At 53.8% G+C, this 12447-nt stretch carries 12 protein-coding genes and 1 tRNA gene; 6 read left to right on the top strand and 7 right to left on the bottom strand.

The annotated features are described in order from the left end of the window. Positions 1–23 precede the first annotated feature (23 nt). On the top strand, positions 24–1661 hold the full coding sequence (locus ACVDG4_RS22515; protein ID WP_447236761.1) for a BCCT family transporter: 1638 nt from the start codon (positions 24–26) through the stop codon (positions 1659–1661). Positions 1662–1720: 59 nt separating this feature from the next. Here ACVDG4_RS22515 and ACVDG4_RS22510 read toward each other — a convergent pair whose 3' ends face one another. The 4 genes from ACVDG4_RS22510 to ACVDG4_RS22495 form a co-directional block, all read right to left on the bottom strand. After that, on the bottom strand, positions 1721–2812 hold the full coding sequence (locus ACVDG4_RS22510; RefSeq protein WP_447236760.1) for a LacI family DNA-binding transcriptional regulator: 1092 nt from the start codon (positions 2810–2812) through the stop codon (positions 1721–1723). A gap of 84 nt (positions 2813–2896) precedes the next feature. Beyond that, complete coding sequence (locus tag ACVDG4_RS22505) at positions 2897–3442, bottom strand: OmpA family protein (protein WP_447236759.1); 546 nt, start codon at positions 3440–3442, stop codon at positions 2897–2899. 23 nt (positions 3443–3465) lie between these two features. Continuing rightward, entirely contained in the window at positions 3466–4056 is a 591-nt protein-coding gene (locus ACVDG4_RS22500) for a L,D-transpeptidase (RefSeq protein ID WP_306147884.1), read from the bottom strand. A gap of 164 nt (positions 4057–4220) precedes the next feature. Then, entirely contained in the window at positions 4221–5132 is a 912-nt protein-coding gene (locus tag ACVDG4_RS22495) for a DMT family transporter (protein WP_447236758.1), read from the bottom strand. Between the two features lie 111 nt (positions 5133–5243). Here ACVDG4_RS22495 and ACVDG4_RS22490 point away from each other — a divergent pair, with 111 nt between their 5' ends. Beyond that, a complete protein-coding gene (locus ACVDG4_RS22490) occupies positions 5244–5699 on the top strand; it encodes a methylated-DNA--[protein]-cysteine S-methyltransferase (RefSeq protein ID WP_447236757.1) in 456 nt (151 codons plus the stop codon). A gap of 424 nt (positions 5700–6123) precedes the next feature. After that, on the top strand, positions 6124–7461 hold the full coding sequence (gene chrA / locus ACVDG4_RS22485) for a chromate efflux transporter (protein ID WP_447236756.1): 1338 nt from the start codon (positions 6124–6126) through the stop codon (positions 7459–7461). A gap of 39 nt (positions 7462–7500) precedes the next feature. Here the strand turns inward: chrA and ACVDG4_RS22480 are convergent, their stop codons facing one another. Continuing rightward, positions 7501–8019 carry a MarR family winged helix-turn-helix transcriptional regulator gene (locus ACVDG4_RS22480; RefSeq protein WP_209174874.1) on the bottom strand — a complete coding sequence of 173 codons (519 nt, stop codon included), beginning with the start codon at positions 8017–8019 and terminating at the stop codon, positions 7501–7503. Positions 8020–8262: 243 nt separating this feature from the next. Between ACVDG4_RS22480 and ACVDG4_RS22475 the strand changes: the two genes are divergently transcribed. Beyond that, positions 8263–8988, top strand: coding sequence for a YEATS-associated helix-containing protein (locus tag ACVDG4_RS22475; protein ID WP_447236755.1), 726 nt, complete (start codon positions 8263–8265; stop codon positions 8986–8988). 37 nt (positions 8989–9025) lie between these two features. On the opposite strand, the gene ACVDG4_RS22470 is transcribed toward ACVDG4_RS22475, so the two are convergent. After that, on the bottom strand, positions 9026–10060 hold the full coding sequence (locus ACVDG4_RS22470; protein ID WP_447236754.1) for a putative metalloprotease CJM1_0395 family protein: 1035 nt from the start codon (positions 10058–10060) through the stop codon (positions 9026–9028). 153 nt (positions 10061–10213) lie between these two features. Between ACVDG4_RS22470 and ACVDG4_RS22465 the strand changes: the two genes are divergently transcribed. Both ACVDG4_RS22465 and ACVDG4_RS22460 read left to right on the top strand, forming a co-directional pair. Continuing rightward, complete coding sequence (locus ACVDG4_RS22465) at positions 10214–11011, top strand: creatininase family protein (protein ID WP_447236753.1); 798 nt, start codon at positions 10214–10216, stop codon at positions 11009–11011. Positions 11012–11185: 174 nt separating this feature from the next. After that, entirely contained in the window at positions 11186–12124 is a 939-nt protein-coding gene (locus tag ACVDG4_RS22460) for a LysR family transcriptional regulator (RefSeq protein ID WP_447236752.1), read from the top strand. Positions 12125–12323: 199 nt separating this feature from the next. Here ACVDG4_RS22460 and ACVDG4_RS22455 read toward each other — a convergent pair. Beyond that, positions 12324–12400: transfer RNA gene (locus ACVDG4_RS22455), tRNA-Met, on the bottom strand. Positions 12401–12447 lie beyond the last annotated feature (47 nt).

Raw genomic sequence — 12447 nt, 5'->3', positions numbered from 1 at the left:
TCTCACGTTGAAAGGAACGCTCCATGAGCGACGATACAAGCAATCTGGGCATCCCGGATCCCGACGGCGCTGCCAACATGATCGATACCGACTATGAGATCGGCCAAGACAATATCGAAACACAGGTTGGACCATTTAACTTGGACATCCATAATCCTGTTTTTCTGGTGTCGGGCCTGACAATCGTCGCGTTTGTCTTTCTGACGCTCGCTTTCCAGACGGAAGTTGGACCGGTCTTTGACGCCCTGCGAAATTGGCTGACGTCCAACCTGGACTGGTTCTTCATCCTGTCTGGAAATGTTTTCGTATTGGTCTGCCTGCTCTTGATTGTGACCCCTTTGGGCAGTGTCCGCATTGGGGGCAAAGACGCAGAACCCGACTATACCTACTTCGGCTGGTTCGCGATGCTGTTCGCAGCAGGCATGGGCATCGGTCTGATGTTCTTCGGCGTGCTCGAACCTGTCTATCACATGGCGTTTTCATCGCCGCTCGGTGTGCCGTCCCCCTTTGATGCGGATGGCAACCTTATTGAGGAGAATGTTGCCGCGGCCAAGGCCATGGGCATGGCCGCCACCATCTACCATTGGGGCCTGCATCCCTGGGCGATCTACGCAGTCGTTGCGCTTTCTCTAGCGTTATTTTCCTATAACAAGGGCCTGCCGTTGACGATGCGTTCCGTCTTCTACCCGATTTTTGGAGAGAAGACTTGGGGCTGGCCGGGACACGTCATCGATATTCTCGCAGTTTTCGCAACACTCTTTGGCCTTGCGACATCCCTCGGTTTTGGCGCTCAGCAAGCCAATGCCGGACTGGAGTTTGTCTTCGGCATTCCTGTGAGCGATACGGCACAGGTCGTTCTCATCATCGGCATCACGGTTGTCGCTCTTGTGTCGGTGATGCGAGGTCTCGACGGCGGCGTGAAGGTGCTGTCAGAGATCAATATGATGATTGCGGCTTTGCTGCTGCTGTTCGTCATCATTGCCGGCCCAACCATAACGCTTGTCAGCGATTTCTTTGCGAACCTTGGCGCTTATGCCCGCGAGGTCGTGCCGCTTTCCATGCCCTTCGGCCGGGAAGATGACGGTTTCCGGCAGGGCTGGACTGCGTTTTATTGGGCGTGGTGGATTTCCTGGTCGCCGTTTGTCGGCATGTTTATCGCCCGAGTCAGCCGCGGCCGCACAGTGCGCGAGTTCGTAATCTGCGTTCTGATTATTCCGTCAATCGTTTCGGTTCTCTGGATGACCGCCTTCGGCGGCACCGCGATCGAGCAAGTACTGACGGATTCGGGAAGTCAGGTTCGAGAATACGTGATCGCGTCTTACAGCCCCGAGCTTTCCTTGTTCGGAATGCTTGCGGATCTGCCGTTCGCATCCATCACGTCGTTCATTGCCATCATCCTGGTCATTGTCTTCTTCGTGACCTCGTCGGACTCCGGTTCCCTGGTCATTGATACGATCACTGCCGGTGGCAAGGTGGACGCACCTGTTTCTCAACGGGTCTTCTGGTGCACGTTTGAAGGCTTGGTAGCGATTGCGCTCTTGCTGGGCGGCGGCCTCGGGGCCTTGCAGGCCATGGCGGTCTCTACTGGCTTTCCCTTCACAATTGTCTTGTTGCTCGCGTGTTATGCGATCTTCAAGGGATTGAAAGATGAACCGCGCTAGGTGAAACGTGATTTAGACACGTGAATGGGCGGCCAAGCCGCCCATTTTTGTTGATGTGTTTAGTCATGGAGCTGCGGCGCCAACCGCACTCCGGGCGGCGGCGAGCTTTCGCGAACCCGCAGTTGGGGTTCGATGACGATCGGTGTGTTCGGAACACGATCACCCGCGATTTGCCGGAGCAGTGTCAATGCTGCAAGCCGCCCGATCTTGTCCGGTTGGGCGCCGACAGTTGTTAGGGCCGGTGTGCGGGCATCTGCACCATCAATATCGTCATACCCGGTGATGGCCATTTCCGGCCCAGGTTCGACGCCCGCCCGCCGCAAAGTGGTCATCATGCCAAAGGCGACCAAATCATTGAAACAAACGGCCGCTGTCGGCCGTTCAGCGGCTCCCAAGATCGCCGGTGCGGCCGAGCGCCCGTCTGCTTGGGTCATCAGTTCCGGCATATCAACTTGCGCATCCGGGTCTAGTCCAGCATCCAGCATGGCCTGCCGCCACCCTGTATGCCGGTATCTGCCGGTGGAACTGTCCCGGCGGCCACCCAGCATGGCGATCTGACTGTGCCCCTGATCAATGAGGTGCTTTGTGATCTGGTACATGCCGGTTTCATCGTCGCCGCGCACACACGGCGCCCAAACACCCGGCACCTCCCGCGCGACCAAAGTCACAGGGATGCCCTGATCGACAAGGCGGTTTATCTCCTCAGCAGAGGTTCCCACCGAGGGACACAGGATCAGACCGTCGGCACGGTGCTGAAGCAGGGTATTCACGAACGCCTTTTGCCGCTTAACATCGTCCCTGTGATTGCAGATGAAGATCATCTGCCCCTGCTCCTCCAGAACATCCTCAAGAGCTGAGAACACTTCGGCAAAGAACGGGTTCAAGATGTCATGGACCGCCACCCCGACAATTTGACTTCTCGAGGTGCGCAGAGAAGCGGCTGACCGGTTGTAGATATAGCCGATCTCTTCAGCTGTCTGCTTGACCTTTGCCCGGGTTTCTTCAGCGACCAGCGGACTGTCCCGCAAGGCCAAAGAGACTGTCGCTGTCGAGATCCCAAGTTGGTCGGCAATATGACCCAGAGTCAGGCGTTTTCCGGGTTTTTGCATCCCTTCTGGTGTGCGGGACTTGTTATTTTCACTGTCGGGCATGCCGTGCACTCAAAGTTCGGTTGCAGCGGGCGGCAGTTTGGAACACTGCGCCAGCTGGAACGATACCGCGTAACAATCCTCTGATCAGTTACTTTGGGGAGCGGAAGCGTCGAATTCTTCTCGCAAATTTACGACGACGCGGCGGTTTTGCGACTGACAGGTCACCGCATCGCAATCGGTTACAGGACGCTCCACGCCATAACCCTTGGTCCACATGCGTTTGGCATCGACACCCCGTGCAACAAGCGCGTTGTAAACCGCTGTTGCCCTTTGTGTCGACAGTGTTTTTTGGGCCGCTTCACTGCCCGGATCATCGGCATGGCCCTGTACTTTCACCAACCAGGATTTGTTCTGCTTTAACCATTTTGCCTGGTTATCGAGGGTCATTTTCGCTTCATCAGAGATCGTCGCCGATCCTCTGTCGAAATAGATCCTTCTGCCCACATTGATGATGAACTCTTCTTCAGATCCCGGACGGATTTCGGCAAAACCGGCCGCCGGAGCATTCGTTACGTTCGGTGAAGCAAGGTTTGACGCCGTATTGCAGCTGGCAAGCCCCAGGCCAAAAACGACAGCCAAACAGATGCCGCCTGTCGTACGCCCAAATCGAATAGACAAAAACGCCCCCAATTGTTTTTCATTTATGACCGGGTTCAACCGGCATTTGCCCCAAGGTGCTCCAGGACCAGCACACCTGTGCCCTTCGGACAGCGCTGGTAGAGATCGATCACATCTTCCGGGAACATCCGGATACAGCCACTCGACACATCATGACCGATACTCCAAGGCTCCAGGGTGCTGTGCAAACGGTATCCAAGGTCAACGCCATCGCGGTAGAGATAAAGCGCCCGCGGCCCAAGCGGGTTGTTCGCCGCCCCGCCTTCCACTTTGCGCGGCAATTCAGGCTGGCGTTTCAGCATTTCGGGGGGCGGCACCCAGCGCGGCCATAAGGCCTTCCGATCAATGCGGGCCCGCCCGTACCATTTGAAGCCTTCCCGGCCAACTCCGACCCCGTAACGGAGCGCAGTATTGTTTTCCCAGACCCAATAAAGGAAATGGTTGTTGGTATCGATCACCACCGTGCCAGGAGGCTCCGGACTGAAGTACTTGACCATCTGACGGTGCCAGACCGGATCAATCTTCTTGAAGTTGGTCCGGCGATACCGATACCCGTTGTCATCCTGGTATCCGGTAAAGTAGGCATTGGCTGCCGCACTTGCGCGCGCAGCCGTGGGCAATGCCATACTTCCGGCAACAACCGTTGCACCCTTCAGCAGCGTCCGGCGATCAAATTCCATCCCGATCCTCCCAGGCAATCCAGCCAATTGAGACCTGACATTTCAAATCTGGGATTATTAAGCCGTCAACTCCAGCGCAGGGTCAACAGGGGAGACACCGGAATTGCGGCTTACGCTGCCTTCACTTGCTCCCGGTAGAGGATGTAAAGCCCGGAAGCGACAACAATGGACGCTCCCAGGATCGTCGTCACGGTCGGAACATCGTCAAAAATCAGATAGCCAAGAACAATCATCCAAACGATCTGAACATAAATCAGGGGCGCAAGGACAGGGGCTGGGGCCATACGGTGTGCAAGAATGAAGAGAAAGTGACCTCCGCCGCCAAGTGCACCGGTCGCAACCAGCAAGGTCCACTCCCAAAGCCCATTGGGGGCTTGCCACACAGAAATGCCCACAGGCGCCATGGCAACCGCAGCAACGACACCTGAAATGATCAACATTCCGGCAGAGCTGTCGGTCGCAGCCAATTTCCGGGTAAGGAGCGCATAAACGGCATAGAACGTCATCGCGGCAAGTGAATAGACGACGGCCCAATGGAGCCCTCCAAGCCCCGGCCGGGTCACCACGAGTACACCAATGAACCCGACAACAATGGCAGCCCACCGACGGATTCCGGCCCACTCCCCAAGAAACGGCCCGGCGAGAGCGGTAATGACAAACGGTGCTGCGAACATGATTGACATCGTTTCGGCAAGCTGCAGATAGCGAACCGCCAAGAAATTAAAGATCGTCGTCCCTAACAAACAGAAGGCACGCACGATTTGGAGCGCCCAGCGGTCTGTACGCAAATACTGCGGTGACTTCCAAACCTGAAACAGAACCAGGGCGAGAACCACATGGCTGACAAACCTCACCCAAACAATTTGAAGCGTTGGCAGGCTTGCGGACAGGTACTTTGCGGTCGCATCCAAAACTGAGAAACACAGGCAAGCAAGAATAATCAGCCCGATCCCGGCAATTGGAGCCGTGGTATTGGCACCACTGCTGCCATCATTTTGTCCTTGACCTGACACTGCAGACATCGCCAGTTGACCTTTCTAGAATGCTGCAGTTGGTGTTGAAGAGAACCAAAAACGCAGATAACGACCCTGCCTCGGCCTAGGGGAACAGGTGCAGGGCCACAAGGATACAAGATGCCAGTTGCAGGAATTGAAACATGGCTGGGCTGCCTCACCGTGACAGAAACCGATGGCGCCATCACCGACCTACAATGGAATGGTGAGCCAAGCCAAGCGGAAAAGCCGCTTCTGCGAGAAACTATCCGCCAATTGTCAGCCTATTTAGGGGGAGACTTGAAAAACTTCGATTTGCCTCTGAGCCCCAAAGGCGGTGATCTGCATCAGGCCGTATTCAAGGCCATGCTGGAGATCCCGTACGGCGAGACACGAACCTATGGGGACCTGGCACGGGACTTGGACACTTATGGGCAACCGATCGGTCAAGCCTGCGGAGCCAATCCGATCCCGGTCATCATCCCATGTCACAGAATTTTGTCTGCCAACGGGCTCGGCGGTTATTCCGGTTCTGGCGGCACTGAGACAAAAATTGCGCTTCTCAAACTCGAGGGCGGCTTTCCTTTTTTGATTTAGCCCGCATTCTGAGGCTTACGCGTTAAAGAAAGAGCGTCGCGGACATAACCAGAAGTGCAAGGACAAGCCAAAATGCCAAGGCTTTGTTCTGAGAATTATACCGGGAAGTATCTGAGCGCCGCCCAATATTCATATTGAATGGATTTCGCGGTCCGCTGCGCCCAAGAGAAGCCGTCGAGACCTTATTGAACCGTTTGCGCAGTTCCTCAGCCCGTTTAGCGCCTCGTTCATTGTCGATTGTATGGCCGGACATAACCGCCCTCTCTTTCTCCTTGAAATTTAGATCGTTCGATTTTGACGTGGGTCGGCTACAAGAAAATTCAAATGAGCGTTTTGTAATCTTTGGCACCAAGACTTCTGTCTTGCTGGGGTCATACAGGCGCACTAGGAAACCGAAACACCAATTCGCGTGACCGGATCCCACATGTCAGTCAGTCCCGACACCAATAACAAAAATGAAAATCTCAATGACAACTTGCCGTCACTTATGGAGGTGACGAAAGTCGCGTCGAAAGTTGGGCTTCTGTCTTTTGGTGGCCCTGCGGCGCAAATATCGGTGATGCACCAGGAGTTTGTCGAAACCCGTAATTGGCTCTCCGAGGAGCGGTTTCTTCATGCCTTGAATTACTGCATGCTTCTGCCCGGTCCGGAAGCCCAGCAATTGGCAACCTATTGTGGCTGGTTGACCGGTAAGACTTTGGGTGGGCTGATCGCCGGTTTGCTTTTCATCCTGCCCGGCGCTCTCACAATGGCTGTCGTGAGCTACATCTATGCGGCATATGGCGAAACCCAGATTATCAACGCGCTGTTCTACGGCATCAAAGCCGGAGTGCTGGCAATCGTGCTGCAAGCGTTGTTCCGGATTGGCGCAAAGGCACTAAAGACCCGATTAAGCTGGCTACTATGCGGTCTTTCGTTTTGCGCCCTGTTTTTCTTCGCAGTTCCCTTTCCGTTGGTCATCATCACAGCCGGAGCTATCGGGCTTTTCTTTGACAAGCGGGAAGAAGAAAAAGAGCGACCGGCAGACACATCGCAGTCTCATCCATCTGCCATCAACACGCTCAAGACGCTCGCAATCGGAGGGTTTGTTTGGCTGACGCCGCCGTTCCTGGCTGCTCTATTGCTGACACCCCAGTCCGTCCTCGTTGACGTTGCAGGGTTCTTTGCAACTCTTGCTGTGGTCAGTTTTGGGGGAGCTTATGCCCTCCTCAGCTACATGGCCCAGGTCGCTGTTGACACAAAAGGCTGGTTAACTGCAGGCCAAATGCTGGATGGCCTCGGCCTTGCCGAAACAACTCCGGGCCCACTCATTCTGGTGACGCAATTCGTCGGGTTTCTGGGAGGCTGGCAGAACCCAGGACCGTTCACACCGGTAACCATGGCGTTGCTCGCTGCAGCAATGACCACCTGGGTAACGTTTGTGCCAAGTTTCTTGTTCGTTTTGGCTGGTGCCCCTTGGATGGAACGGCTCTATGGGAATGCGTATTTGGCAAGCGCTCTGTCAGCGATCACTGCTGCCGTTGCGGGCACAATCTTAAACCTTGCCGTATGGTTCGCAATCAATGTTTTGTTTACTGAAACAAAGACCGCGTCGATCGGTCCCGTGACAGTCATATCGCCGGCCCCTGGCAGCTTAGACACGATCCTTTTTGCGATCGCCGTTGCCGCCGCCATACTTGTTTTTTGGGCAAAGCGCGGAATGTTCACAGTGATCGGAACAACGGCTGCCCTCGGCCTGGCCGCAAAAATGCTGACCAGCTAAAACACACCTGGTTTAAGAGTGTGGCGCTGACCGCCCCTATTAAGCGGCAGTCAATTCCTTATTGGTTTTGCTCGCTGTGTCCGCTTCGTCGGGTTCCAGATCCTCTTCGTGATCCGGGTCATCATCAACCGAGACAGACAGATTTTTTTCAACCTGCCGCAAAAGCTTACGCAGTTTCTTGCGATCCTTGTCTTCAATGCCCGCCATTGCCTCACGCTCCAAACGCTTCCAGGCTTTATCGACAGAGACGACCAGGTCCCGGCCAGTTTCTGTCAGATAGACACGTGCAAGGCGTCCATCTGAATCTGACACCTGACGGCGGACATATCCCTGACTGGAGAGCCGGGTAACCATTTTGGTGACCGTCGGCGGCTGAACCCCAAGGGCCAAAGCAAGCTGGCTCATCGTCCGGCCGTCGGCATCCGCCAAAACCTTCAAAACAAGCTCCTGCCCTGGATGCAAACCAATCCGCATCAGATGCGCACCTGACCGGGCGCGCTGTGCTTTGGCGGCCTGTAACAGCCGGAATGTAATGCTCTTTTTGTAGTTGAAAGGCATTAATGGATCCCCGAACGCAGATTCATTCAAATCGTTCATCTTGAACGGGTGGAAACCTAACCAAGTTATTTAACCGTCAAATGACAGTCTGAATTTCGACATCCCACAAGCGTGTTCTGCGCAAAAAACTTGCCGCAGCTCAGAAGCCTTGGAAGGGCAGTTTCACGTCAGCCCGCCTCAAGCGTCTCTTCAGGTGAACGTGCGATATCAAGGCAGCGGCGGCATTAACTGTCATTGAAACCCATGGCGGATATCATCTCATTCCTGGAAGCACTTTTGCCATTGAGCCTGACCACCTTGATCGCAGGTGGGTTGGGTGGCATCGCTGCATTTCTAACCACATCAAAGACCGCTTCGACGCAGGTTCGGTTCGGTATGGCCGGTTTTGCGATAGTCGGCATCATCGCCGCTTTCACTGTTCCCCTTTTCCTTTCACTTCTACAATCGAACATCTTGAATGAAGTTAAGAACGGCGAAAACAGTGAGTCCTATCTCATTTTTGGAGGCTTCTGCATATTGGCCGGTTTCTCGGCAAAGGCCTTTCTGTCGACATTGTCGGATCGCGTCATCAACGAGCTGACTAACAAGATGGCCGACAGCCAACAGCGCGCGGAAGTTCAAATTCAGGAGCTAAAGGACAATCTCGCCTATAAACTACAAAAGGAAGAAGCCGCAGTTGCTGATCAAAAAAGTCCTTTGTCGCCGAAACTCAGCCAAATAGGTCGGTCGCTGAGCGATCTTGAGAAAACGGTCTTAAGCGCATTGGGCGATTTGGCTGTCCGGACAATAGACGGCATTTCCCAGGATTGCGGGATCACAAACGACCAGACAGAAGACGCCATCGCGAAACTGATCGACCGCAAGCTTGCCACCCACCATTTGCCTTTCGGAACCCGCCGGAGGCTTGTTTCGCTCACACAAGATGGTCTCGAATTGGCAGCCCGTCTTGCAACCGGTGCAATTCTCTAGCATCACGCTGGTATCATAAATGAAGCCGAAAGCGTCTTCAGGCAAAAAGCGATCCTGCTGCTTGTTGCAAGTCATTCGCCCGCTCCAAGGCTGCTTGGTACGCCTCTATTGCGCTGGCGTCAGGTCGGTTGCGCGAGGAGCTGCTACTATCATCCTCATTATCGGAATTGGCGTCGTCCGATGATTCTGCCTCATTGGCACTGGCCACATTTTCAGATGGGTTATTCCTGCTCGCCGAGCTGTTCTCAGCACCCGAGACTTCTGACGTTTCATCAGTTTCATCGCCGCGCAACTCTTCCAGCTTTTGTTGACGCAGCTCAGCTTGAGCCTCAGACAATTGCGAACGTGCCTGTTGCGCAACTCTAAGGTCTTGGCCAGAGGGTTCGGCCGGGGCCAGAGCAGCGCTGATCACCACGCGCATCTTCCGGATCGTTGCCTCAGGTGTGCGTTCTGTTGAGGTATCGATCTGAACCTCACCGCCAACGGCATAACGCTTGCCGTCAGGGCCTTGCTGGAAGGTGTAGGTCGGCGCACTTGCATAAGCACCGCCCACCCGAGCATGAGCCTGCTCGTGTGCTCGGACTTCACGGTCTCTTTGCTTCAGTTCCTGAACCTGTTTTTCTTCGCCCTCCGTCAGGCCATCTCCATCTGCATCGTCGTCCGGCTCTGTCTGCTGTGCCGCATCCTGACCAGAAGACGCAGGGTTAGCAGGCAATTGCGCGCCGGCTGATTGCGCTGCACCAGTACTCACAGTATCGCCGGACTTCTGAGATTGGTCCTGGCCACTTTCTTCAGATAATTGGCGCCCATTACCTAACGGTTCCGCCTGGGATTTTCGGCGCGCTGGGGCGTCCGATTCATCGGTTTCTTGCAAGGCAAGGATTGCTTGCGGCGTTAAAAGGGTGGTCGCCCCCGCCCGGACAGCAATAGCCCTTGGGCTCGCCTGACTGTCGCGCACAGCACCACCGTCCCGGTTCTGGGCTGTCTCCTCAGAACCGGGAGCCGCGTCACCAGCGACACCGCTGCTTCTCAATAGGTTCGCCGGCGTGTTGGATAAAAGTGCGCCGATCATCGGGCCATATATCCCCGAAAAACATCGCCAATTTGTTAATTTGCATTAAGAATTCGAGATCAAAACTTCGCGAGGATTATTCGGCGCCCATTTTCGTCAGACAACAGAAAATCGGGTATCAAGAAGGCGAGACTTAGAATCAGGATACCAAGAATGCTGCCCAAACGTTTCTGGCATGAGATGACAACAGAGGACTTCAAAGGTGCCGGCACCGAAGACTGGATCGCAGTCCTGCCTGTGGCGGCAATTGAGCAGCATGGGCCACATTTGCCACTCTCGACGGACACTACGCTCGCCGAGGGTCAGATCCAACGGGTAATTGAGCTTCTTCCTAAGCACCTTCCAGTGACATTCCTTCCTGTACAGACTATCGGAAAATCAGACGAACACATCGATTATCCGGGAACCCTTACGCTCACCTGGGACACCCTTACCAATTGCTGGATAGAGATCGGTGAGTCGGTCGCCCGTACCGGAATACGGAAACTGGTTATCATCAATTCCCACGGCGGTAATGTTCCCGTGATTGATATTGTGAGCCGGGAACTGCGCATTCGGCACGACATGTTTGTGCTTGGAACGAACTGGCTCCGCTTTGGACAGCCAGAAGGTCTTTTTCCGGAGGACGAATTTACCTACGGCATCCACGGCGGTGACATTGAAACGTCGCTCATGCTTGCTATCCGGCCTGATTTAGTGCGGATGGAACTTTCACAGGACTTCTCATCGGAACAACAGAATTTTCTCAAAGAATTTAGACATTTAAGAGGGCACGGGAAGGCCCAGTTCGGCTGGAAAGCACAAGACCTCAACCCGCACGGCACTCAAGGCAACGCTTCTGCAGCAACCGTAGAAAAGGGGCAGCAATCACTGGATCACGCGGCTCATGCCTTAATCGAACTCTTAGAAGATGTACAAAGTTATGATCTTCAGCGGCTTAAGCACCGTTAATAAATGAACGACTTCCCAACGCATATTTCACAACGGAAAGTATACTGAGTAATGTTCAGAAATCTTTTCGCGATTGCTATAAATTGGATTTTTCCAACAACGACAAGCAGTTGACGGTGGTTAAATTCAGTTCCACAGTGTGAGTGGATTTGCGGATTGTAACATAGAGCCTCTATGAACCTTTCTATCAGGCAGCTTGCGACCTTTCGGGAAGTCATGCGGTGCGGATCAATATCTGAAGCCGCACGAACGCTTGGGCGCACGCAACCGGCCATTAGTTCAACCATATCCGGCCTTGAAACCGAACTCGAACTCAAACTTTTTGTCAGAGAACAGGGTCGTCTTGTGCCCACACCGGAAGCTGAATTTTTCCTAGAGGAAGCGGACGCTATTCTAAAACGCCTCGAAATTTCCAAGCGTACCTTGCGTGGACTTGCCAATCGAGAACAAGGTCAGCTGCGTATCGCTTGTATTCCGGAAGTCGCTGAGGACTTCTTGCCGGATGTGATATCACGTTTTTTATCCGATAAGACAAAAGTGAATATTGCGCTAGCCAGCAAGTCTTCTTCAGAAATCGAAGACCTGATCGCAGCGCAACACTTTGACATCGGGATTGCTGAAACCCCCAGGATTAGGAGTTCTTTTGATCAAGTTGATTTCGAACTGGAGTGCATGTGTGCACTTTCCTCTTCAGATCCACTCGCATCTAAAGAAGTAATCACACCTGCAGATCTCGACGGGTACCCGCTTGCTCTGCTGCATCCGGAACACCGCAGTCAAAAGCAAATTTTGGACCGATTTCGTGATACAGGCGTCCAATTAATTCAACGATTTGAACTCCAAACATCCAAACCTGGTCTAAAATTCGTAGAAGCTGGTCTTTGTGCACTCATTTGCGACATGGTAACAGCGTTCAAAACTCAAGAAATATACAAGCATGGTTTTGGCCCGCCACTGATAGTCTTTAGACCCTTTCGGCCTCGGATCCAAAACAATCTGTCCATACTGACTCCGACCCATCGACCGATATCTATCGTGGCTAAAGAATTTTCCAATACGCTTGGCGAACGCATTTCCGAAATACGGGCATCAATGATTAGGCCGGTTTCTTGATGTGCGAATAAATTTTTAGTTAGGATCGGGCCAACCTGAAAATGATCGGCTGAGACCCAATCACTTCCGGAAATATCGCCTTAGAATTTACCCTATTGTTTGAGCGGATTGGCGTTTTGGCCTCTGCGAGGAGTTCGGTGCGCCGACCAGGACGCGCATATCCCCGCGAGAGCGAGGTTTTGTTTATTTTGTTGGGATTTGGTTGCGGGAGCAGGATTTGAACCTGCGACCTTCAGGTTATGAGCCTGACGAGCTACCGGACTGCTCCATCCCGCGTGAAGGTGGAGGCTATCGTTGAAGAGATGCACTCAAGTAGGCGTTAG

The sequence above is a fragment of the Roseibium sp. MB-4 genome, from assembly GCF_053005265.1.
This window is presented reverse-complemented; position numbering and strand designations above follow the sequence as displayed.